The organism is Acinetobacter sp. CAU_H_S139_7 (genome assembly GCF_058599305.1).
On record NZ_CM178651.1, the window covers coordinates 989,993 to 1,010,899 of the forward strand.

19 protein-coding genes, 1 tRNA gene and 3 pseudogenes are annotated in these 20,907 nt (G+C 40.5%); 10 read left to right on the top strand and 13 right to left on the bottom strand.

Annotated elements, in window-relative coordinates; genetic code table 11:
* The first annotated feature begins 85 nt into the window (after window positions 1–85).
* The gene (locus tag AC4MC0_RS04875; protein WP_227557101.1) at window positions 86–718 is read left to right on the top strand and encodes an AzlC family ABC transporter permease; all 633 of its coding nucleotides are present in this window, start codon (window positions 86–88) and stop codon (window positions 716–718) included.
* A gap of 3 nt (window positions 719–721) precedes the next feature.
* Window positions 722–1,039, top strand: coding sequence for an AzlD domain-containing protein (locus AC4MC0_RS04880; RefSeq protein ID WP_176538050.1), 318 nt, complete (start codon window positions 722–724; stop codon window positions 1,037–1,039).
* Window positions 1,040–1,683: 644 nt separating this feature from the next.
* Here the strand turns inward: AC4MC0_RS04880 and AC4MC0_RS04885 are convergent.
* The 6 genes from AC4MC0_RS04885 to AC4MC0_RS04910 form a co-directional block, all read right to left on the bottom strand.
* Window positions 1,684–2,292: a septal ring lytic transglycosylase RlpA family protein gene (locus tag AC4MC0_RS04885; RefSeq protein ID WP_004695839.1), complete on the bottom strand. Its 609-nt coding sequence runs from the start codon at window positions 2,290–2,292 to the stop codon at window positions 1,684–1,686.
* Between the two features lie 287 nt (window positions 2,293–2,579).
* Window positions 2,580–3,581: a lytic murein transglycosylase B gene (mltB, locus tag AC4MC0_RS04890; protein ID WP_062033930.1), complete on the bottom strand. Its 1,002-nt coding sequence runs from the start codon at window positions 3,579–3,581 to the stop codon at window positions 2,580–2,582.
* 459 nt (window positions 3,582–4,040) lie between these two features.
* On the bottom strand, window positions 4,041–4,691 hold the full coding sequence (locus AC4MC0_RS04895; RefSeq protein WP_234304686.1) for a hypothetical protein: 651 nt from the start codon (window positions 4,689–4,691) through the stop codon (window positions 4,041–4,043).
* A 27-nt stretch (window positions 4,692–4,718) separates the two neighbouring features.
* On the bottom strand, window positions 4,719–5,531 hold the full coding sequence (gene queF / locus AC4MC0_RS04900; RefSeq protein ID WP_335998489.1) for an NADPH-dependent 7-cyano-7-deazaguanine reductase QueF: 813 nt from the start codon (window positions 5,529–5,531) through the stop codon (window positions 4,719–4,721).
* The gene (locus tag AC4MC0_RS04905; protein WP_004695847.1) at window positions 5,531–6,304 is read right to left on the bottom strand and encodes an ABC transporter permease; all 774 of its coding nucleotides are present in this window, start codon (window positions 6,302–6,304) and stop codon (window positions 5,531–5,533) included. Before AC4MC0_RS04905 ends, queF begins: the two co-directional genes overlap by 1 nt.
* Window positions 6,301–7,236 carry an ABC transporter ATP-binding protein gene (locus AC4MC0_RS04910; protein ID WP_004695849.1) on the bottom strand — a complete coding sequence of 312 codons (936 nt, stop codon included), beginning with the start codon at window positions 7,234–7,236 and terminating at the stop codon, window positions 6,301–6,303. Before AC4MC0_RS04910 ends, AC4MC0_RS04905 begins: the two co-directional genes overlap by 4 nt.
* Window positions 7,237–7,414: 178 nt before the next feature.
* Between AC4MC0_RS04910 and AC4MC0_RS04915 the strand changes: the two genes are divergently transcribed.
* Window positions 7,415–7,490: transfer RNA gene (locus AC4MC0_RS04915), tRNA-Arg, on the top strand.
* A gap of 617 nt (window positions 7,491–8,107) precedes the next feature.
* On the opposite strand, the pseudogene AC4MC0_RS04920 reads toward AC4MC0_RS04915, so the two are convergent.
* A pseudogene (locus AC4MC0_RS04920) lies at window positions 8,108–8,272 on the bottom strand (SOS response-associated peptidase family protein); the annotation flags it as partial.
* Window positions 8,273–8,288: 16 nt separating this feature from the next.
* Window positions 8,289–8,726, bottom strand: a complete 438-nt coding sequence (locus AC4MC0_RS04925) for a hypothetical protein (protein ID WP_491887302.1) — start codon at window positions 8,724–8,726, stop codon at window positions 8,289–8,291.
* A gap of 489 nt (window positions 8,727–9,215) precedes the next feature.
* Between AC4MC0_RS04925 and AC4MC0_RS04930 the strand changes: the two genes are divergently transcribed.
* Window positions 9,216–9,896: a hypothetical protein gene (locus AC4MC0_RS04930; RefSeq protein ID WP_335998459.1), complete on the top strand. Its 681-nt coding sequence runs from the start codon at window positions 9,216–9,218 to the stop codon at window positions 9,894–9,896.
* A gap of 330 nt (window positions 9,897–10,226) precedes the next feature.
* On the opposite strand, the pseudogene AC4MC0_RS04935 reads toward AC4MC0_RS04930, so the two are convergent.
* The 4 genes and pseudogenes from AC4MC0_RS04935 to moaA all read right to left on the bottom strand — a co-directional run.
* A pseudogene (locus tag AC4MC0_RS04935) lies at window positions 10,227–10,316 on the bottom strand (molybdenum cofactor guanylyltransferase); the annotation flags it as partial.
* A gap of 139 nt (window positions 10,317–10,455) precedes the next feature.
* Window positions 10,456–11,673, bottom strand: coding sequence for a molybdopterin molybdotransferase MoeA (locus AC4MC0_RS04940; protein WP_335998458.1), 1,218 nt, complete (start codon window positions 11,671–11,673; stop codon window positions 10,456–10,458).
* The gene (moaCB, locus tag AC4MC0_RS04945; protein WP_004695990.1) at window positions 11,670–12,593 is read right to left on the bottom strand and encodes a bifunctional molybdenum cofactor biosynthesis protein MoaC/MoaB; all 924 of its coding nucleotides are present in this window, start codon (window positions 12,591–12,593) and stop codon (window positions 11,670–11,672) included. The genes AC4MC0_RS04940 and moaCB overlap by 4 nt, the downstream gene beginning before the upstream one ends.
* Before the next feature lie 139 nt (window positions 12,594–12,732).
* Entirely contained in the window at window positions 12,733–13,740 is a 1,008-nt protein-coding gene (moaA, locus tag AC4MC0_RS04950; RefSeq protein WP_335998457.1) for a GTP 3',8-cyclase MoaA, read from the bottom strand.
* Window positions 13,741–14,116: 376 nt separating this feature from the next.
* On the opposite strand from moaA, the gene AC4MC0_RS04955 reads away from it, so the two are divergent.
* The 6 genes from AC4MC0_RS04955 to AC4MC0_RS04980 all read left to right on the top strand — a co-directional run bounded on the left by AC4MC0_RS04955 (window position 14,117) and on the right by AC4MC0_RS04980 (window position 20,186).
* The gene (locus AC4MC0_RS04955; RefSeq protein WP_335998456.1) at window positions 14,117–16,531 is read left to right on the top strand and encodes an FdhF/YdeP family oxidoreductase; all 2,415 of its coding nucleotides are present in this window, start codon (window positions 14,117–14,119) and stop codon (window positions 16,529–16,531) included.
* Window positions 16,532–16,618: 87 nt separating this feature from the next.
* Window positions 16,619–17,419 carry a formate dehydrogenase accessory sulfurtransferase FdhD gene (fdhD, locus tag AC4MC0_RS04960; protein WP_335998455.1) on the top strand — a complete coding sequence of 267 codons (801 nt, stop codon included), beginning with the start codon at window positions 16,619–16,621 and terminating at the stop codon, window positions 17,417–17,419.
* 84 nt (window positions 17,420–17,503) lie between these two features.
* Window positions 17,504–17,854, top strand: a complete 351-nt coding sequence (locus AC4MC0_RS04965; protein WP_335998454.1) for a winged helix-turn-helix domain-containing protein — start codon at window positions 17,504–17,506, stop codon at window positions 17,852–17,854.
* A gap of 277 nt (window positions 17,855–18,131) precedes the next feature.
* Complete coding sequence (gene modA, locus AC4MC0_RS04970; protein WP_418655264.1) at window positions 18,132–18,872, top strand: molybdate ABC transporter substrate-binding protein; 741 nt, start codon at window positions 18,132–18,134, stop codon at window positions 18,870–18,872.
* Window positions 18,872–19,564, top strand: a complete 693-nt coding sequence (modB, locus tag AC4MC0_RS04975) for a molybdate ABC transporter permease subunit (protein ID WP_333653213.1) — start codon at window positions 18,872–18,874, stop codon at window positions 19,562–19,564. Before modA ends, modB begins: the two co-directional genes overlap by 1 nt.
* A 4-nt stretch (window positions 19,565–19,568) precedes the next feature.
* Entirely contained in the window at window positions 19,569–20,186 is a 618-nt protein-coding gene (locus AC4MC0_RS04980) for an ATP-binding cassette domain-containing protein (protein ID WP_279676820.1), read from the top strand.
* Window positions 20,187–20,264: 78 nt separating this feature from the next.
* On the opposite strand, the pseudogene AC4MC0_RS04985 reads toward AC4MC0_RS04980, so the two are convergent.
* Window positions 20,265–20,852 (bottom strand): annotated as a pseudogene (locus AC4MC0_RS04985) (AraC family transcriptional regulator); the annotation flags it as partial.
* Window positions 20,853–20,907 lie beyond the last annotated feature (55 nt).

Below are 20,907 nucleotides of genomic sequence, written 5' to 3' on the forward strand. Positions count from 1 at the left end.
TCTAGCGAATTGAAAAATGGAGTCTGCTGTGCAGTCGTAATTGATCCAACAAAAAAGTTTAAGCTTTTTCCGTGGTGTACAGGATATGTTGCCGCTTTCAGTCGCCGTTATTCCATGGGGAATATTGGCAGGCTCAGCAGCGATTAATGCGGGCCTGAGTGTCATGCAAGCTGTAGGCATGTCAGCGTTAGTGTTTGCAGGTGCGGCACAATTGGTCAGTTTGAGTATGCTCATGACGGGTGCATCTTTACTGAGTATTCTGATCACCGTATTTTTTTTAACCAGTCAGCACTTTATTTATGCACTGAGTTTAAGAGAGGAGGTGAAGCCATGGTCACTCAAAAGAAGACTGAGCATCGGCTTTTTGCTAACCGATGAACTCTACGCCACCGCGATGCTGAAGGAAAAGCCGTCTTATGCCTATATGTTGGGTGCAGGATTCAGCTTTTATGTCAGTTGGGTGTTGTTTAGTCTAATGGGTATTTTGCTAGCAAATAAAGTACCTGATCTTTCAACTCTCCACTTAGAATTTTCAATTGTGGTGGTGTTCTTGGTTATGGCAGTGATGCTGATTCAAAATAAAGCTGCAATTTATGGCGTGGTGAGTTCGTCGATCATGGTGTTGATTTTGAGTTGGTTAGAACTCGGATCAGCTATTTTGCTGGCTGGGTTTAGTGGTATGTGGGTTGCTGCGTTTTTTGATCAAGCGGAGGACTAAAACATGACCTGGTTATTTGTTTTGAGTTTGACCTGTGTGACTTTTTTTAATCGGTATTTATTTTTAGAGCCTAAAACTCAAATTCGCCTGCCTAAATTTGCGACACGCATGCTGAAATATGCGGCGCCTTGCCTTATGGTTTCGATTTGTTTGCCACTGGTTTTTTTTGAAGGTGGACACTGGAAAGGGATATTTGAAAATAGCTATTTTTATGGTGCAATTTTTACGCTGTTAACCACTCTTTTGACGAGAAAATTATTGCTCAGTATTTTGCTGAGTTTAGGATTTTTTTACGGTCTGAATCTGTTATTCGATTTCTAGCATTTCATCAGCAAATAGGCCCATAAAATACCGAAAAAAGGATAAAAAAGTGTGCGAGCCCGATCTTTTTCATTGCTTTTAAATTTGTGTTGCTCTAAATGCTCACCATTTGCGATTCTTTCTATGTCTATCAAATTGGCGTAGCTTTGGTTGGGGAACTAGAAAAGTTGAAAATAGAGCAAATGAGGCGGGGTTTGAGAACTTTGAAGAAAGAAGATGCTTTTCTTTTGAGTTTTGGTCCATACAATTGGCTCAATTATACAAAAACAAGCAGGGTAATAGTGAGTCCAATATCGTAAAAATGGCGCTTAATTTACTAGGTAATTCATAAAATCATTCTAATTTGACGAATGCATAAAACTAGAGTTCAGGGTAGGTAGAAAAATTGGCTTTGATCAGATAAGAATGAGCTGAGAAAATATTTAATTTTTCTAGTCTTCCACCGCTGTAAAGATGTGAGCACACTCACTTCAAAAAATCGGATCGATTAGATTTCGCATCTTATTCAAACTAAGCATCTGGGAGGGATCAAATGATGGAGATCGAGCTGTTTACGATTGTGTAAAACATTAGGCAAAGATAGGACAATAAAAAAGCCACATTACTGTGGCTTTGCTGTCAAATGCGTGCTGTAGGAAAGAGTCTTAAGAGTTTGGTCCATCAATACGTTCAATGCTGACTTTCGCAGTACCGGCATTGGTAATACCCAGTTGCTTAGCAGCGCCATAAGAAAGATCAAGCACGCGGTTACCGTGGAATGGGCCGCGGTCATTTACTTTAACCACAACACTTTTACCATTGGTTTTATTCGTTACACGAATAAAACAGTTTAGCGGCAAGCTACGGTGAGCTGCAGTTAATGCATTCATATCGAATGTTTCACCACTTGCTGTTTTACGACCGTGGAACTGACGACCATACCAAGACGCCATGCCCGTTTGACTAAACTTACGTACTGTATTTGATGCAACAGTATTTAACTTTTCAATCACTGAAGGCTCTTCTTCAGGGATCTCAATTTTTGCAGCGATTGTTTCGCGACGAATCTTATCGCCTGAACGTTCAGTGATTGAAAGGCTATTTAAATTTGAGAAGTGTGAGTTGAAGCCTTGAGCATCTTTATTCAAGACACGCGCAGCTAGGCGAGAGTTATCGTTATCATTGGTAAATGATGACTGAACCATCTCTGCTTGCGATTGGCTCAGCGCGATGGTCGAGGCAATGGCCAGTATATATTTAAGTGAAGACTGCATTTATAAACTCCAAAAGACAATACTTTTTTCTTTAAACTAAGTGGTTGAAAGATAAAAAAACTTGCCTGTTAATTCACTTTTGCAACAACATTTGACGAAATGGATAATATTCATGCAGTCATAAGCATGTCTAGTGTTTAATTAAAATAACGATAAAAACTACATAAACCGAACATTTTTTGATTAAAAAATAATCAATATTGTAACAAGGTGTGAAAAATGCCGGAATTTACATCATTTTTAAATATTTTTTTATTGACATCTCAAGCTTGAGTAAAAAGCTAGCCCTATCGGCTAGCAATTTCAGCCCCTAATTGCCACACTGCAGTCGCATACATACGGCTCTTGTTATAGGTCGTAATCACCTGAAAGTTAGGGTAAGTGATGTAATAACTTTGCCCATAATTTTCCTGTAGTTGGATCACATTCACCATATCTAAATCATCGATTTTGACAATCGGATTGGTCGGTTGAATGCCCTGATTTTTTAAAACGCCATAAGGTGTCGGTAAAGTTAAATCTTTGGCAATGACCGCTTCAGGATTCGAGCCACTATAGCGTGCTGCGAATCCAATTGGCTGATTACGTTGCCAGCCATGATTTGCTAAATAGTTGGCAATTGAACCAATCGCATCGACTGCTGAATTTCGTAAATCGACATGACCATTGCCGTCATAATCCACCCCAAACTTTGGAATATTGCTAGGCATAAATTGTGGATAGCCAACTGCACCTGCATACGAACCTACAACCGAGTTGGTTGGCACGCCATCTTTATAGCTCCATGCGATTAAAGCACTGAGTTCATCTTGGAAATATTGCTTACGGCGTTCGTAACCAAAACCTAAAGTGGCTAAGGCATCACGGGTCACAAAATTACCTTTATTGCTCCCAAAACCTGTTTCTACCCCTAAAATGCCGAGAATGACTGATTGCGGTACACCAAATTGTTGTTCGGCGCGGTTTAAAGTATCTGCGTACTGTGCTTTAAAACGGACACCACGTTGAATGGTGCTTTCTGCCATAAAATTGGTTTTATATTCGTACCACGGTTTACTTTCACCAGGGCGGTTCATAATGTTGATGATGTTGGGTACATTTTTAGAACCATTCATCGCCCAATCAACTTGTTCAGCAGACAGACCATAATTTTGCATGGTTTTTTGTTTAAAGCTGTAATAGTCAGGATGAGAAGCGAAATCGTTGGCTTGGCAAAAACTGGTGATCGACAAAGCGCCAATCAATAAAGGTAAACGTTTAACTTTGTTATAAAAGTTTAAATTTAACATAGAAGTCTAATTTCCAGAGTCGTTATTGGCAGTGGAGCAAAGCGAATAGGGGAATGCCCATAGTTCGCGTTTCTGTTATGTCGAAATTCTTGTGAACGGAGTCTAGCGTGAATAGGCTTTAAGATAACATTGTCTGTACTGAAGCGGGCAAATAGGTATACAAAAAAAGACAAACTCAGCCTATATAAAGGACAGATCAATCAAAATGGTACAGTTTTTCAGGCAGAATATTTACGTGACTATATAAGTCAAGTTTTACTGACTGATATAAAAAGTATTCCTTATATAGAGGCAATTAAAATTGTAGTGTTTAGGGTCTAGTGACAATTACAAAAAGATCTGGTCTCAGCTTATATATGGACTTTATATAAAGAGCAAGAAATCACAGCTTAGAAACCAAAATGACCCTACACAAGTAGAGTCATTTTGATCTGAAAAGCCTCGAAAGACTTTTAGCACTTAAGCATGAAATAAGGTGTCGTGATATTCAGCTAAAGCTAAAAGTTCATCTTTGGTTAGATTAGGGATGATTTTATTGGCAGCAATATGCACTGCTTTAATGACAGCTGCAGAACCGATATCGGCCGCTTTACGCTTAATCATGCCCAAATCGAGGGTTTTATTAAAGTCATTCATGAAGTGGCGTACAGTCGCTTCAGCAAACTGTTTATATAGTTCAGTTAACGCGGCTTTATCTACTTCATTGCCTGCTTTAATTTCAGCATAGTTATATTTGAGGTTGGTCACTAAGCTTGCATCTAACGCTTCACCCACACGGAACTGACCTTCAGCATCTTTAAACAAGCTTTTTTCAGAAAACTGAATCGATGCTTGAACCACATCATTCGATGATTTGCCTAAAAGCTGCTTCAACAGAACCGCAACTGTTGACTTAATATAGCCAGCTAGTTTCTCGGCTGTGTCTCGTTTATCACTCGGTGGGAAACGACGTACTAACTCAGTCAAAATGGCATCAATAATTTCATCATTGATCAGTAGTGCTGTTTTGTCTCGAAGTGGATATAAAGGTTCACTTGAGTCTTTCTTCTGCTGAGCAGTTTGAATAGTCTGTAAAAGTTCAGTCGATGGAATAAAACCAAAAAATGGCATCGTGTATTAACCTCAATGTTCTTTATTTTATTGTCGCGCCAATCGAATTGGGCGGGGCATCCATGACACATCTGACACACGACAAGGGTTAATGTCTAAACCACCACGGCGTGTATAAGCTGCGTACACCATCAGCTTTTCAGGTTTCAAATTTTGCCAAATATCGGCAAATATTTGTTCCACACATTGTTCGTGAAAACCGTTGTGCTGACGATAAGAGATAATATAAGCCAGTATGCTGTTATAACAAGGCTTTTTACCTTTGTATCGGATAAATACCGTGCCCCAATCAGGTTGTCCAGTGACTGGACAGTTACTTCTGAGTAAATGTGAGTAAATCTGTACTTCAACATCTTCCGCAGCGTCATCTAATGTCAACAGATGTGCATTGGGATGATTTTCCAATTGGGTCGGAGTCAGTTCATCTATACAGATACCTTCAGGTTGACTAATTTCCACATCATCGACATGAAAAAGATCAATATTCACATCTGCGCCAGCCGCCGCCGATAAATCCTGTTCAACCGTTGCTTTAAATGCAGCTTTAGACTCAAACTGAGTAAAGTTCATGCTATTAAAGTAGAGTTTTAATGATTTTGACTCAATGAGGTTGGGCGAGGTGGCAGGCAGGCTGATGCGACCAATGGCAACTTGCGGAACACCATGGTGATTTAACCAAGAAATTTCAAAAACATGCCACCAGTCTTTACCTTGTTGAATACCTTCAACATGCGCATAGTGCTCACGTGCTGTAGCACGGGCGATAGGAAAAAGAATATCGGGTTGATAAGTTGTAGGGTAATTGGTGTCTTTACCCAAAAGAGAATGTTCTACACTCATTATTCACGCATTCCTGAACCACGAGAAAGTAAATAGTAAGCAATGCCATAAAGCACTGCACAGCATATGGTCATAACAGATAGGGAGACGACGACGTTAACATCACTATGACCTAAGATACCGAAACGAAAAGCATTGACCATATACACAATCGGATTGATCAACGATAAATTTTGCCAAAAAGGGCTGAGTGCTGAAATGGCATAAAATACGCCACCTAAATAAGTTAAAGGCGTCAGCACAAATGTTGGGATGATGGAGATGTCATCAAAAGATTTGGCATACACCGCATTGATAAAACCACCCAGTGAAAATAAGAACGAGGTGACCAAGACGGTGTAAATGGTAACAAACCAATTGGTAATATAAAGGTCAGTAAAAAATAAACTCATGGCTGTCACAATGATACCGACCAAGACCCCACGACAGACACCGCCTAAGACAAAGCCCCATAAAATGGCATGCAAAGGTACAGGACTCATGATCAGCTCTTCAATACTTTTTTGAAATTTGGCACTAAAAAAGCTCGAAGAAACGTTAGCGTAACTGTTGGTAATCACCGCCATCATAATCAGTCCAGGCACGATGAACTGCATATAGCTAAAACCGCCCATCTCACCAATACGAGAGCCGACCAAATTGCCAAATATCACAAAGTACAAGCTCATGGTAATGGCAGGTGGAAGTAAAGTTTGCGGCCAGATGCGCATAAAGCGGCGAATTTCTTTATACACCAAAGTATATAAAGCTACGCTAAGTTGATTTAAGTTCATGGCGTAGTTCCTTCGAGATTTTTTTCGACCATCTTCACAAACAGTTCTTCTAAACGGTTGGATTTGTTCCGCATACTACGAACTTGGATCCCTTGCGATTCGAGCAATTGAAATAAGTCATTGAGGGTATGCGCTCTATCCATAGTCACCTCTAAAGTCACGGCGTCGACTAAATGGAAACGAACCCCAATAATGTCGATATGAATTGGTTCAATCGGTGCGGCCAAATCAAAAATAAAGGTTTCCTCATTGAGTTGATTGAGGAAATTTTTCATGCTGGTGTCTTCTTTAATCACACCACGGTCAATAATGGCAATTCGACGACACAGCATTTCTGCTTCTTCTAAATAGTGTGTGGTTAAAATGATCGATGTGCCTTTATTGTTCATTTCTGTGAGGAAGTCCCACATCGAACGACGTAGCTCAATATCAACCCCTGCTGTGGGTTCATCTAAAATAAGGAGTTTCGGTTCATGCATCATGGCACGGGCAATCATCAGGCGACGTTTCATACCACCTGAAAGCATACGGGCTTGAACACCGCGTTTTTCCCATAAGCCGAGTTTTTCTAAATATTCTTCGGCACGAACTTCCGCAATTTTTTTAGGAATACCATAATATCCCGCTTGTGTGACTAAGATATCGAAGGTTTTTTCAAACTGACCGAAGTTAAACTCTTGAGGTACAACTCCTAAGCACTGTTTCGCTTGAGAGGGGTGTGTATCGAGATTATGTCCAAAAATTTCGACAGTGCCTGAGGTTTTCTTAGTCAATGAACTGATAATACCAATCGTTGTAGATTTGCCTGCACCATTTGGTCCAAGAAGGGCATAGAACTCACCTTCAGGAACAGTTAAATCGATGCCTTTTAAAGCCTGAAACCCATTTTTATAGGTTTTGGACAAATCTCTTAACGTCAATGCATCAGTCATGAAATTCTCGAATGATTAATAGTGGCACTATTGTGAGCGATTATGCCTAATAAACCAAGTAATCTACTCGCAATTCTGTGTTGCAGATATGGAACATTGTATAAAGCATAAGCAGGAAAATCACTCTAAGCTATATAGATGCTTTACCTTGTGATTTTTTTTGATATGATGTGCTCGCGCGCTCATAGCTCAACTGGATAGAGTACAGGTCTCCGAAGCCTGTGGCGTGGGTTCGAGTCCCGCTGAGCGCACCATATTTAAATTATAAGCTATTGTAATTTATATATTTTAAATAATAAAATCTTGCTCCGTGTACTCATGTTTATTTTCACTTGTTTGTAATTGAATATTTCATAACGCTGGAAAGTCTCATTTCGTTAAATGATATCTATCTGATTACTGTGTATTTATAAAACAATATGCACTTATTGAGCTTTGGCGTTCATAAACAGGCATTCAGTGTTTTCCATGTGATGGGGAATATACAAATACAAGATCGGGCAATTAGATATGTTAGAAGAATAGGACGAGTTGGACGGCGTTATTGAGCAGTTGGATAAGTGATTTAAGATAAAAAAGCATCCTCAAGTGCCAAATTATATTTTACAGCATAAGGGGGCTGGGGACTTCTAGTTGATATTTATATTTCTTCAAATTTGATTGATAACAAAGTACGTTTGATGGCAGTAGAAGATAAAAACTGTTAAATCCCATAAAATGTCTATACAAGGAACTGTAAGCAATGGAAGTTTTTAGACTATAAGATATTGATTTAGATAAAAATATTTAATAAGGAGTCAATCCGGAAGTCCCTCAGGTTTTCCCGTATCGTGAGTTTATTATTTAACATCAATGGGTTATTCAGCTATTCCATCACCACCACATCATAGATCCCTGCGACAGTAAAAGGTTGATCATCTGTACGTTTGATGATGTACCAGTGAGGCTTACCATTGATGTATTTTGGTTCGTAGAATTCTTGTAGCGGCACAATGCAAAAGTTACTGCACTTCCATGCGTGACGAAAACTTGGTTTTCATTTACTGATTATCCTATCCCAAAGTGTTACATTTCGAGTCGTTTTCCTCGAAGTGATCATAGTATTCGCGCGATTTATAAAAAAGAATTTTGGCTTCTGGTTGTTGCAACAATTTGGGATATCGATTCAGATACACAGCAAGAAGATTTTTTGCATCAGTAAGATAGTCACATTCAACTTGAAGTTGCTCATTTAAATTTTGTTTAGCTTTAAGTTTGTCCGAATAATAAGAATTTAAAATATTGACCTGAGTCTTCATTCTTTTATCAAATTCTTTATTTGAAGTTTTTCCGTCACCATCAAATGCAACATAGTGTATGTCAAAACCTTGCCAACCTAAATCATTTTTGGGAGTGTATATAGTTACTTGAGCATGTCCTGTATTTATGAATATATAACAGGTTAGTACGCCAATCAGATATTTACTAAATTTAATCATTAATGCACCCACTAATATTATTCTAAATAAACGTGATGATAAATTAAAATTTTTATAGAAATTCTTTAGCTATAAGTATTACTTAAAACTACGAAATTATGCTTTAAGCCAAGCGACCAACCAGGTTCTTTGTAAAAAGGTTCGGCAATGCTATGTAGAAAATTTATATGGAAGTAGAGCCAATCATGCATATTTGGATTCTTATAAAGTGGTTCATTTGTTATGTGATACTAGCAAAAGTAAACAATTCTGGCGCGTCAAAATGGTCAATCTTTTCTATATTTTCGATAATAGTTTTGCAGGAATTTTGCATTTATTTTGCAGGAACTTTTACAAATCATAGTAAAAACATAAAGATAACGTTAATTTTCAGTCTTTTATTGATATTTGTTATGTAACATTAAAGCATGGTTTTTAAGTATTGCTTACTTCATTTTAAGATTCATTAATTACTCATTTGCTATTAACATAAGGAAAAATACTTTATCAGAATGAAGAAAGATGAGAAAAGATTCTATATATGAATTACTTGAAGATGTAAAAGGAACCTTTTTACTAATAAGTAGTTACAAGAAGATTCCACCGCCAAAAGTTAAAACAATACTAGAGCATCTGCGAAGTTGTCTTGAATATGCTGCTCAAGATATAAATTCAAAATTGAGCGCTCCTAAAGTTAGATTTTATTTTCCATATGGAAAAAACCTCGAAACTTTAGTCGATTCCATGCAGAAAAACCTACCTTTACTACAGACAGAAAGACCAGATATCTTTGCTGAAATTAAAAAATTACACAATTTTGAATCAGATGGGGAGTGGCTTAAAACTTTATGTGATTTGACCAATCATACTAAGCATAAAAATGCGATAGACATTAAAAGTGATCAAGAGAAGGTCAAATCGGTAATGATAGCTGCTGGTGGTATGAGTTTATTACATGCTTGCGGTGAGTCATCAAATATTACTTTTACGAATTGCTCAGTGAGTGGTCAAAAAATAGATGATTTCGTTGTAAATAAAGGTGAGGTAAATATAACTAAAAAGGGTGCTGTTCCAATTAATTTTAAAATTACTAAAGATAGAAAAATATTAGTCGGTGATGAAGAGATTGACTTGTTACCATTCTTAGATTCAAGTATCAAAAGCATAGAATCTTTTGTTGATGAGTTATATGGAATTCTCTAATTAGAAGGCCATTATCATGGAAAAGGTAGATGCGCATGAGATTCACGCATCTCTTTTCGGAAAGCCATTGAAATTATTTTATGCGTTACATTTTGCGTTACTTATATTTATTGAGTTTAAAATATATTATAAATACAATTGCTTGTATGCTGGTTTAGATGCACGCTGAGCGCACCATTTACCTATTTCAATACATACCAACATAGCCTCAAACACCTATAAATACTGTATTATCTGCCTTTCTCTTGTTTCAATTTGTTCCATGCTGTACCCCTATAATCCATTTTTTTTTAGGGGCTATACTTAGCAGTACATCAAAACAATAGTCTAAAATCTTTGCAAAAGCTTATTGACCCCATTCATTCGTGTGGCTTTCCCACCCGCTAAAATCACCAGTGTTGTTGCTGGGTAGTTTTGCATGATTTTGACCTAACATCCGTGTATAGGGGTATCAATAACGATCGTTCAATATTGAGATGTACGGTCTAAGACAAAGCTGTCCAAGCCTTAGACCGTGTGCAAAAAGCACTTGGTTTGTATTACTATCTAATCGATGTTCTTAGATCGAGATGAAATCGACATAGTCCAATGTTACAGGGGCATCAGATCGAGCAGGGATTCGAACTATACTATTGGCTCGATTTAAATTACTGAGCATGTGGGATTGTTGTTTGCCGAGTTTGGAAACGGTTAATTGTCCAAATTCGTTGACATCTAATACCATGCGAACCAGTTGCTCACGGCTGTCTTGTCTAATGCTGTCGTTGAAGCGAGCTTTTTTCCACGCGGGTGCAGGAGACGTAACTCCCTGTAAAGCCGCCAATAATGTCGATACATGTACAGCAAGACAGGTGAGTACAGCAGCAGGGTTCCCAGGCAAACCAATCAAATAAGAATGATGATGGTCTGTCTGATATTCAGCAAAATACAATGGTTTACCCGGTTTTTGCGCAACTTGCCAAAAAATCTCTGTTGCACCTAAAGCCATTGAAACAGGTCGAATCAAGTCATAATCGCCTACCGAAACACCGCCTGTAGTAATGACTACATCATAATGATTCATGACATTCGAGAGCGCTTGTGTGAGTATCTTCTCATCATCAATCACATGCTCTAAATGCACTTCAGCAAAACCCTGTTCTTTAAGCCAAGTACGGATCATTGGCGCATTGGCATCGAACACTTTAGATTGATTGTCCAGTTGCGTACTGACTTCATCACCGGTAATAAGCACTGCAATTTTAGGTTGGCGATAAACCTCGACATGCTGAACCCCCGCCATACTGAGTGCTGCAATTAAACCGCTGCCTAAACGCTGGCCTTGCTGTGCAAGTGTTGTTCCGATGGATAACTCCTCACCTTGATAGCGAATGTCTGCGCCTTTGTCCAAAGCTTGAGTTAGAGTCGCTTGTTTATGGCCACGCGTGATAATTTCCTGTCGAGCCACAGTATCTGCTGAGTTTGGCAGCTTGCCCCCAGTAAAAATACGAACGGTTTGTCCTGTTTGAATTTCAATATGTTCTTCAATACCTGCACGAATTTCACCAACCAATTCAAAGCGAGTAATTCCTGCTTGCAAGTCTTCAGAGCGCAGCGCATAGCCGTCAACCGCACTTTGGGTAAATAGAGGCAAGGCAACTGTTGATAAAACATCTGCCGCTAAAACATATCGATGTGCTTGTACTAAAGGCATAGTAACAACAGGCAATGTTTGGACGGTGCTATAGTGTTCAAGAGCTTGATCGAGTGTAATTAAACCAACGCCAGAGCAACTCATTCATAACCTCCCGGATGGGGTAGATCACGGCAGACATCAAAAATATGGACCAAAGCAGGTAAAATGGCTGCCATAGATTCACTTGCACCACCACGGCTGCCCGGAAGGGTAATCACCAATGAACGGTCGATAAAACCTGCAACGCCACGTGACATCGCAGCATAAGGGGTACGTTTTTGTCCGAAAGCACGTGCGGCTTCCATCAGGCCATTGAGTTCACGTTCAAGTAAAGGCTCAAGTGTGTCTACTGTAATGTCACGCTTGCCGATGCCTGTTCCGCCTACAGTAATAATGCAAGCATAAGATTGAGTGAGCTCTAAGACCAATGCTTTTAACTGATCGGCTTCGTCAGGTAAAATTTGATAGTGAATTGGATCAAAACCAGCTTCGGTTAAGGTCTCGACGACGGAGCGGCCAGCAGTATCTGGTTTACGCCCTGCGGCAACGGTATCTGATAGAACCAATACTGCCGCAGAAACAGGCTGACGCAAATGACGTTTAAAGTGTGATTTTCCGCCTTTTTTCAGATCGAGTTTACATTGCTGAATGATCAACTCATGCGGTTCGCAATGGGGTTTGAGCATGTCGTAAATGGTGAGAGCCGCAATACTGGCAGCGGTCAACGCTTCCATTTCTACACCTGTTGGCCCAATCGTTTCAACGGTTGCACGAATAATCACACGGTCGACAAGTAGTTCAAAATCGACATCGGCACGATAAATAGGTAGCGGATGGCACAGCGGAATCAGTTCATCGGTACGTTTTGCGGCTAAAATCCCAGCAATGCGGGCTGTTTTGAGAGCATCACCTTTTTCGGTATTGCCGTCGGCAAGAAGTTGTAAACAATGTGCAGGGGCAAGCAGTTCGGAGCTTGCAGTTGCAACGCGATAGCTTTCTGGCTTCATGCCAACGTTTTTCATAAAGTATTCCGAAACATTGAAGTGTTGATTTAACGTGAAACTGTTCGATCAAGAGAAAAAGTTTATGACGTATTTAGATAACACAAAAATAAAAGCGGATACAGTCGAATGACTGACAAACTCAAAATTAACCAGTTGATTAACCCCCTATGGCATGCATACTGATTTTGCGCGTTGGGGCGTGCTGATGTTCAATAAACCCTGCTTTTTTATGCCATACCGCGTTCAGAATCTGGGCCTGTAATAAAGCGGGATCTTTTTGTTGAAGTAAATGACGTAGCGGTGTTCCCTTGTTGGCAAATAAACAGGTAAAAAGCTCTCCCGTTGCAGTGATACGTAAACGGTCACAGCTTTGACAGAATGGTTTGCTGATGGTGAAAATAATGCCTAATGTGTACTGATCATTAAGCAGATAAATGGTTGCAGGGTCATGTTGTCTGGCTTGTTTCTGAATCTGAAAATGAGGCTTAAGAGTTTGGATAATGTCATCTTCAGTGATGACTTTTTGAGGCTGCCAGTGCTCAGGTTGATCTAAAGGCATATATTCAATAAAACGTAATGCGATCTTCTGCTGATAAGCCCATTGAGTCAGTTCAAGCACTTCATGATCATTTTGTCCTGCGACTAAAACACAGTTTAATTTTATCGGAAGATTGGCTTGTTGTGCTGCCGAAATGCCTTCGAGAACAGGTGCTATCGGACGTTTGGTCATGTTCATAAACGTGTCTGCATGAATGCTATCGAGGCTGATATTAAGATCATCTAGTCCTGCTTCTTTTAGCGCTCGTGCATACTTGTTTAAATAGAAAGCATTACTGGTCATGGAAATACGTTCTAAACCCTGTGGCTTGAGCCGATTCAAAGCATCAATAAAATTGACTACGCCTTGACGCATCAAAGGCTCACCACCTGTTAAGCGGATGTGCCGAATGCCTAGCCCCACCATCATTTCACAAAAGGTTAAAAGCTCTTCAAAGCTCAAGATGTCTTTTTTTGCCAACCATTCCGGCCTATCGGGCATGCAATAACTACAACGAAAGTTACAACGATCTGTCAGTGAGATTCGGAGTTTATGTTTATGACGGCCAAATTGATCGATCAGTTGCGCTGAACTATGTTCTAAGCGTGTAGTCGTCGAACCGTCCATAGTCGCTCCACCTCGTATTTACATACGATTTAGTTTTTATAAGCAGAGTATGAAATGTTTTATTTTAAAGATCAAACGGGGTCTTGAAGCTGTTTAGTTCATTCATTTTCAAAAAATGAGAGGGTATTCCTCGAACACGATCCATCAAGTCATTGTCTTTTGTAATAATTCATCTATTGAAATTGCATATCAAAAGGGTGATATTTTTGATCAGAAGTGTTTTTGGAATGGTGCCAAGAAACGCGGGCATGATGAATAAGAAAAGAGCAATAAAAAAGGGATGAGCAATCCAAATCGCTTGCAAGAATGAGCAAAGCGAACAGTGAATTGATCATTGCAGAACTTTTTACCGAAGATAAATATTGAGGGCGGTGAGATGGAAAACACTGAAGATAAAAAGCATGACGATGAAGAAACCAGCTATGCACGAATAGAGCCTTATAACAATCCTGCGGGTGGTTGGGGCGCATTATTAAGTGTTGCAAGAAACTTGAAAAGACAGGAAGTTTTCAAAAAAGGTGCGATTACGCTTCTCAATATTAACCAACCCACGGGTTTTGACTGCCCAGGATGTGCATGGCCTGAAAAGAAAGATGCACATGCCTTTAACTTTTGTGAAAACGGTGCAAAAGCCGTTGCCTTTGAAGCCACTTCAAAACGTGTTACACCTGAATTTTTTGCGACCCATACGGTCAGTTGGCTGTCTGAACAAAGTGATTTCTTGCTTGAAGATTCAGGTCGTCTAACTGACCCAATGCGCTATGACAGCGCGACCGATAAATATGTGCCTATCTCGTGGGACGATGCTTTTGCCTTAATTGCAAAACATTTACATGCCTTGGATCATCCAGATCAAGCGGCATTTTATACTTCGGGTCGTGCCAGTAATGAAGCAGCATTTCTGTATCAACTCTTTGTCCGCTCTTTTGGTACCAATAATTTTCCAGACTGTTCCAATATGTGCCATGAGACCACCAGTGTTGGCTTACGTGACTCAATTGGTTTGGGTAAGGGAACGGTGACTTTAGAAGATTTTGATATCGCCGATGCGATTTTCAGTTTTGGGCATAATCCGGGCACCAACCATCCGCGGATGTTGGGGACTTTACGAGAAGTTTCACGGCGTGGTGGCAATATTGTTGCCATTAATCCCTTAAAAGAACGTGGTTTAGAACGTTTCCAAGATCCGCAAGCACCTGTTGAGATGATGACCAATGGCAGTACAACCATTAGTCGTTATTATTTCCAACCCAACGTGGGTGGTGATTATGCACTCATGTTCGGAATGCTGAAACATTTACGTGAATGGGACATTCAAACACTGGCAGCTGGGAAAAAGAGCGTTTTTGACCGATCTTTTATTGAGATGAATACGGTTGGTTTCGATGCCATGATGGAAGAAATTGATCGTACTGCATGGTCCGATATTCATACACATACGGGACTTAGCCCTGAGCATTTAGAATCTTTAGCTAAAATGTATTTGGATGCCAAAACGGCCATTTTCTGTTGGGGCATGGGGATTACACAGCATCGGCACGGGACTGCGAATGTACATATGCTCGCGAACTTAATGTTGGCAAGAGGGCATATTGGTCGTCCAGGGGCAGGCTTAGCACCGATTCGTGGGCACAGTAATGTGCAGGGCGATCGAACCATGGGGATCAATGAACGACCAAGCCCAAAATTGCTGGATAGTCTGGACCGAGTATTCGGCATTAAGTCGCCACGTGAACATGGTTTTGGCGTGGTGGATACCATTCAGGCGATGTATGAAGGTGATGTAAAAGTCTTTATTGGTTTAGGTGGTAACTTTGCTGTTGCCACTCCAGATACACCGTATACACAAGAAGGCTTACGTCGTTGTGATTTAACAGTACAGATTGCAACGAAGTTGAATCGTAGCCATTTAGTTTGTGGTAAAGAGGCATTACTTTTACCCTGTTTGGGCCGTACCGAAATTGATATGCAACAGCATGGGCCACAGGCAGTGAGTGTTGAAGATTCTATGAGTAATGTGCATCTTTCAGCAGGGCGTAATGAGCCTGCTTCTAAGAATCTACTTTCAGAGCCTGACATTGTGGCGCGTATGGCAGCAGCCGTCTTGCCAGACAGTGATATCAAGTGGAAATGGTATGTAGAAAGTTATGATCGTATTCGAGATTCGATTGAAGAGGTCTTTGATGAATTCCAAGATTTTAATGCACGTGTTTATCAGCCGGGTGGTTTTCACTTAGAGCATCCTGCCAATCAACATGTGTGGAATACGCCTGTAGGCAAGGCACAGTTCTTAATTACGCCGTTGGCTGAAGTGTATGCCGATAAAGAGAATAAATACGCTGAACAATATACAGGGGCCAAAGTCTATACCCTAATGACTACACGCTCACATGACCAATACAACACAACCTTGTATGGACTCGATGACCGTTATCGTGGGGTATTTGGTCAGCGCCGTGTTTTGTTTATGAATGCAGAAGATATCGCTGCGGCTGGTTTTGTTGCAGATCAATGGGTGGATATCGAAAGTATTTATTCGGACGGTGTTAAACGTGTGGTTCAAAGCTTCCGTATCGTCCCGTATAACATTCCAAGGGGTAGCCTCGCAGCCTATTATCCGGAAACCAATCCATTGGTTGCACTTAGTAGCCATGATAAATACGCCAAAATACCAGCTTCGAAAAGCGTGCCTGTGATTTTGCATGCAGGCCAAGCGCCTGAACATTTCAACTTGGCACAAGCGGTTGATCCTGAAGATGCCAATCAGATCGTGAATCGAGAGGTTAGTTGATTCAATGCTGAAATGACGCCTGATTTGCAGGTGTCATTTTTTTCATGATTGAAGGGTTTGGTGTTTAGGGAAGATTGGAAAATTATTATGGATATTCGGGCGTCTAAGTTGAGTTCTCTGGGCTATGAAACGGTTGATATTCAGCGTTTAAGTGAAAATAGAGCTGTTGAACAATCTGATTTTGTGGTGCAAGAACATCCTATTGCTTTGGTTTATAATGGGATTTCCCATGCGGTAATGATGGCAACGCCAGCCGATATTGAAGTCTTTGCCAAAGGTTTTAGCTTGTCTGAAGGTATTTTGACGAGTTTGAAAGAGCTTTATTCTTTAGACATAAACGAAACTGAATTTGGGATTCAAGTCGAAATGACGATTTCTACTCGGGCCTTTATGGCGCTAAAACAACATCGACGGATGATGGTTGGACGCACGGGTTGTGGTCTCTGTGGGATTGAAAGTTTGCAGCAGCTTCATTTGGATTTACCTCAAATTACCACAGCCCTTTGTGAGGGATGGCTGGTTCAAATTCCGCAAGCCATTGCTCAACTCAATACCCGACAGAAAATCACCCAAATGACGGGCGGTGCACATGCGGCTGCATGGGTTCAAGCGGGGGAAATAGTGGCTTTGTTTGAGGATGTAGGCCGACACAATGCTTTAGATAAACTATTGGGTTATATTGCAGAACATCATTATGATGTAAATCAAGGTTTTGTCGTGATGACCAGCCGCGCCAGTTATGAGTTGATTCGTAAGTGTGCTCAACTGAATATTGCCTTGCTGGCGTGTATTTCAGCCCCAACCAGTATGGCGATTAATATGGCAAAGCAGTCAGGTTTGACCTTAGCGAGTTTTTGCCGCGGTAATCGTTTTGTTTTATATACTTGATATTCAAAATTTTGCTGTATAAAAAGTAAAAGGTTTTTCTTTAGGTCATCTGTGTCGATGACAGGTCTTTATTTGAGTGAATGTATGCAGGACGTCAAATTAAAATTACAGCTCAGAATACTTCTCAATCAAGACATTGCATTTGGGCCGGGTAAGGCCGAGTTATTGGAAGAAATTCGACGTACTGGCTCAATTTCTCAAGCTGCAAAAAGTATGAATATGAGTTACCGCCGTGCATGGCAGTTGGTTGAAACTATGAATCATAGCTTTCAGTCAGGATTGGTCGAAACTCAAAAAGGTGGAACGCATGGTGGTGGGGCAAAACTCACGGACTTGGGGGAAAGTATTTTAAGTCAATTTAGACAAATGGAAATAAAAGCACGTGATGCGATTGAGCAGGATTTTGCAGAAATAGCTCAATACTTGAAACAATAATCTAGTTAGGTCAGCTAATCCTTTTAGTAGTCAGTCATTGCTTACACGAATAAGCTTCCTCTATTTGATAAAACCTCTTATCTACCCACTCGATAGCAAGAGCAGTATCAGTCACGTGATTAGGATACAAATCCTTTAACTTGAACGATAAATAATCTGTTTCTGGAATTGACGTTGCTTATGTATCCATATATTTTTGAAAACATATCGATCAATTTATAACGCTTAGGGGAACATGGTGCTGCTCAATTTTAAGAATAAGTATATGCAATATGCGATGTTATGTTGTGGTTTGACTCTTGCGGCACAGGTACATGCAGAGCAAGCCATTACCGTTTATGCAGCAGCCAGCTTGACCAATGCTATAGCAGATGTTGATGCAATGTTTGAACAACAAAAAAGAGTACGCGTAAAAACTTCTTATGCAGGGTCGTCGACTTTGGCCAAGCAAATTGAAGCGGGTGCACCAGCAGATGTTTTTATTTCGGCAGATGAACAGTGGATGAATTATCTGCAAAATAAAAAGTTAATTGTGCCGAATAAACGTGTGAATTTATTGGGCAATCGTCTTGTTCTAATTTCTCCAAAAGCTAAGCCCGTCAAAATAAAAATGGATAAAAGTTTTGATCCTTCTACCGCTTTTCAAGGCAAGCTTTGTACAGGCGACACCAAAAGTGTCCCAGTCGGAAAATATGGGAAACAGGCACTGACCGCATTGGGCTGGTGGTCAAAACTTAAACCAAGATTGGTTGAAACTGAAGACGTCAGAGCTGCGCTCAACTTTGTCGCACGTGGTGAATGTCAGCTTGGCATTGTCTATGCAACCGATGCTGCCATCAGTAAAGCTGTCACCGTCGTTGGTGTTTTCCCTATCAGCACCCATACCCCAATTGTTTATCCCTTAGGGCTTGTCAAAAATAATCCAGATGCGCTAGCGTTTTATCAGTTTGTACAGAGTAAACAAGCACATGCAGTCTTTAAAAAATATGGCTTTACCGTTTTATCTGCTGCTAAGTGATGATGTTTTCTTTATCGGTTGAAGAGATAGAGGTACTCAAGTTATCCTGCCAAGTGGCTGCAACCTGTTTGGCCTTTAGTCTGATCCCTGCATTGGCAGTGGGTTGGGTTTTGGCACGTAAAGAGTTTTTTGGCAAATCATTATTTGAAACCTTTATTTTCTTACCTCTGGTGCTGCCGCCTGTGGTGCCAGGATATTTGCTGTTACAGGTTTTTGGCGGAAACGGAATACTGGGTAAGTATCTTGAGCCCTTTGGATTCAATTTTGCATTTAATTGGAAAGGCGCAGTTTTGGCTTCAGCCGTGATGGGTTTTCCACTCTTGGTTCAATCGATTCGTTTGGCTATAGAGTTGGTGGATCAACGGCTAGAAATGGCGGCGAAAACGCTCGGTGCTTCCTCTTTGGGTACTTTTTTTTATGTCACTTTGCCTTTAGCCAGCAGTGGCATATTGGTAGGGGCGATTTTATGTTTTTGTCGCAGTCTGGGCGAGTTTGGCGCAACCATTACCTTTGTCGGTAACATTGCAGGCGAGACCAGAACTTTGCCCTTGGCCATGTATAGCCTGATGCAGCAACCCGACACAGAACAAGCGGTTTGGCGATTGATTATTCTGTCATTAACTGTGGCATTTTTGGCGTTATGGTTTGCCCAGTGGTTCCATCGCTATCAGAAGAACAAACGAGGACATTAAGACGATGATTGACTGTCATATTCAGTTAAATTTAGGCAAATTTAAACTCGATCAGACATTTTCATCTGAACATCCTGTCGTTGGTTTATTTGGAGCGTCAGGCTCAGGAAAAACCAGTATTTTGCATGCCATTGCAGGACTCAACACTCCAGTCAAGGGCTGGATTAAAATCAACCATCAGACATGGTTCGATGCTGAAAATAAGATCAATTTAAACGTGCAGCAACGTCATGTTGGCTTGGTTTTTCAGGATGCGCAACTGTTTCCACATATGACGGTGATGCAAAATTTATTGTTCGGCTATAAGCGCATTCCGCCTGAAAGCCGACGTTTTGATCCCGATTATATTATTGAACTGCTTAAACTTAATCATTTACTCAGTCGTATGCCGACGAAGCTTTCAGGTGGTGAAAAGCAGCGAGTTGCATTGGGTCGGGCACTGTTGTATTCGCCAAATTTATTATTATTAGATGAACCATTGTCTGCGTTAGACGCTGCACATAAACAGGAAATCCTTCCTTTTTTTCAAACCGTCCAACATGAAACCCATATCCCGATGCTGTATGTCAGCCATGATATGGATGAAATTAAGCAGCTGACCGAAGCAGTTTGGTTACTTTAATTGAACACATTTCAGCTTCAACTGTTGACGAGGGAATGAATAAAAACAGAAAAAATGGGCCTCCGTATCAGCTTAGGATCATTCGGTACCATTTTTATAAACAGACGGCGCTTGGCCTGTCCAGCGTTTAAATGCCCTACGAAATTCACGTACTTCACTAAAACCTAAAGCTTGGCTAATGTCCCCAATGGAGAGATTTTTCTCAAGCATCTGTTTCGCTTTTCGTTCTAACACGGTTTGTCGAATTTGCTGAAAACTAATGCCTTCTAGCAATAAGTAGCGTCGAAGATGACGCTCACTCATTTGTAAATAGTCTGATGCGAATTGCATATCAAAGCGTATGGGAAGGTGCTGATCGATGAGCTGTTCTAATAAATATGCATATTGTGCATTATTGAGCTGATCAATTTCTTGTTGTGCACGTTCACAAATCTGGATGGCAGTTGCATAGTTAGCAGGGCTATAAGTTTTGAGTGGGCGCTCTAGCATACTTCGTTTAAATCGAATGACATTTCTGTCTGCATTAAACCGAATCGGGCAGGAGACAATTTTTTGATATTCGGCAAGATGCGTGGTCGGAGAATAACTCAGCTCTAACTGAATAATATCTTGATGATCGCCTAACATGGCATTGAAGCAGGCCATGATGCTACTTAGCAGTTCCTCACGGCTTTGTTGCACAAACCTATCTGTAAAGGGTTTTTCAGCGATATAATTTTCA

What these genes read in the sequence shown, in the direction of transcription:
- AC4MC0_RS04965 (WP_335998454.1), top strand. Translation starts at nt 17,504, where the DNA reads ATGCAGGACGTCAAATTAAAATTACAGCTCAGAATACTTCTCAATCAA.
- AC4MC0_RS04955 (WP_335998456.1), top strand. Translation starts at nt 14,117, where the DNA reads ATGGAAAACACTGAAGATAAAAAGCATGACGATGAAGAAACCAGCTAT.
- queF (WP_335998489.1), bottom strand. Translation starts at nt 5,531, where the DNA reads ATGAGTGTAGAACATTCTCTTTTGGGTAAAGACACCAATTACCCTACA.
- AC4MC0_RS04895 (WP_234304686.1), bottom strand. Translation starts at nt 4,691, where the DNA reads ATGCCATTTTTTGGTTTTATTCCATCGACTGAACTTTTACAGACTATT.
- mltB (WP_062033930.1), bottom strand. Translation starts at nt 3,581, where the DNA reads ATGTTAAATTTAAACTTTTATAACAAAGTTAAACGTTTACCTTTATTG.
- AC4MC0_RS04880 (WP_176538050.1), top strand. Translation starts at nt 722, where the DNA reads ATGACCTGGTTATTTGTTTTGAGTTTGACCTGTGTGACTTTTTTTAAT.
- modB (WP_333653213.1), top strand. Translation starts at nt 18,872, where the DNA reads ATGATGTTTTCTTTATCGGTTGAAGAGATAGAGGTACTCAAGTTATCC.
- AC4MC0_RS04930 (WP_335998459.1), top strand. Translation starts at nt 9,216, where the DNA reads ATGAGAAAAGATTCTATATATGAATTACTTGAAGATGTAAAAGGAACC.
- modA (WP_418655264.1), top strand. Translation starts at nt 18,132, where the DNA reads ATGTTATGTTGTGGTTTGACTCTTGCGGCACAGGTACATGCAGAGCAA.
- AC4MC0_RS04875 (WP_227557101.1), top strand. Translation starts at nt 86, where the DNA reads ATGTTGCCGCTTTCAGTCGCCGTTATTCCATGGGGAATATTGGCAGGC.
- AC4MC0_RS04885 (WP_004695839.1), bottom strand. Translation starts at nt 2,292, where the DNA reads ATGCAGTCTTCACTTAAATATATACTGGCCATTGCCTCGACCATCGCG.
- fdhD (WP_335998455.1), top strand. Translation starts at nt 16,619, where the DNA reads ATGGATATTCGGGCGTCTAAGTTGAGTTCTCTGGGCTATGAAACGGTT.
- AC4MC0_RS04905 (WP_004695847.1), bottom strand. Translation starts at nt 6,304, where the DNA reads ATGAACTTAAATCAACTTAGCGTAGCTTTATATACTTTGGTGTATAAA.
- AC4MC0_RS04980 (WP_279676820.1), top strand. Translation starts at nt 19,569, where the DNA reads ATGATTGACTGTCATATTCAGTTAAATTTAGGCAAATTTAAACTCGAT.
- AC4MC0_RS04940 (WP_335998458.1), bottom strand. Translation starts at nt 11,673, where the DNA reads ATGAGTTGCTCTGGCGTTGGTTTAATTACACTCGATCAAGCTCTTGAA.
- moaCB (WP_004695990.1), bottom strand. Translation starts at nt 12,593, where the DNA reads ATGAAAAACGTTGGCATGAAGCCAGAAAGCTATCGCGTTGCAACTGCA.
- moaA (WP_335998457.1), bottom strand. Translation starts at nt 13,740, where the DNA reads ATGGACGGTTCGACGACTACACGCTTAGAACATAGTTCAGCGCAACTG.
- AC4MC0_RS04910 (WP_004695849.1), bottom strand. Translation starts at nt 7,236, where the DNA reads ATGACTGATGCATTGACGTTAAGAGATTTGTCCAAAACCTATAAAAAT.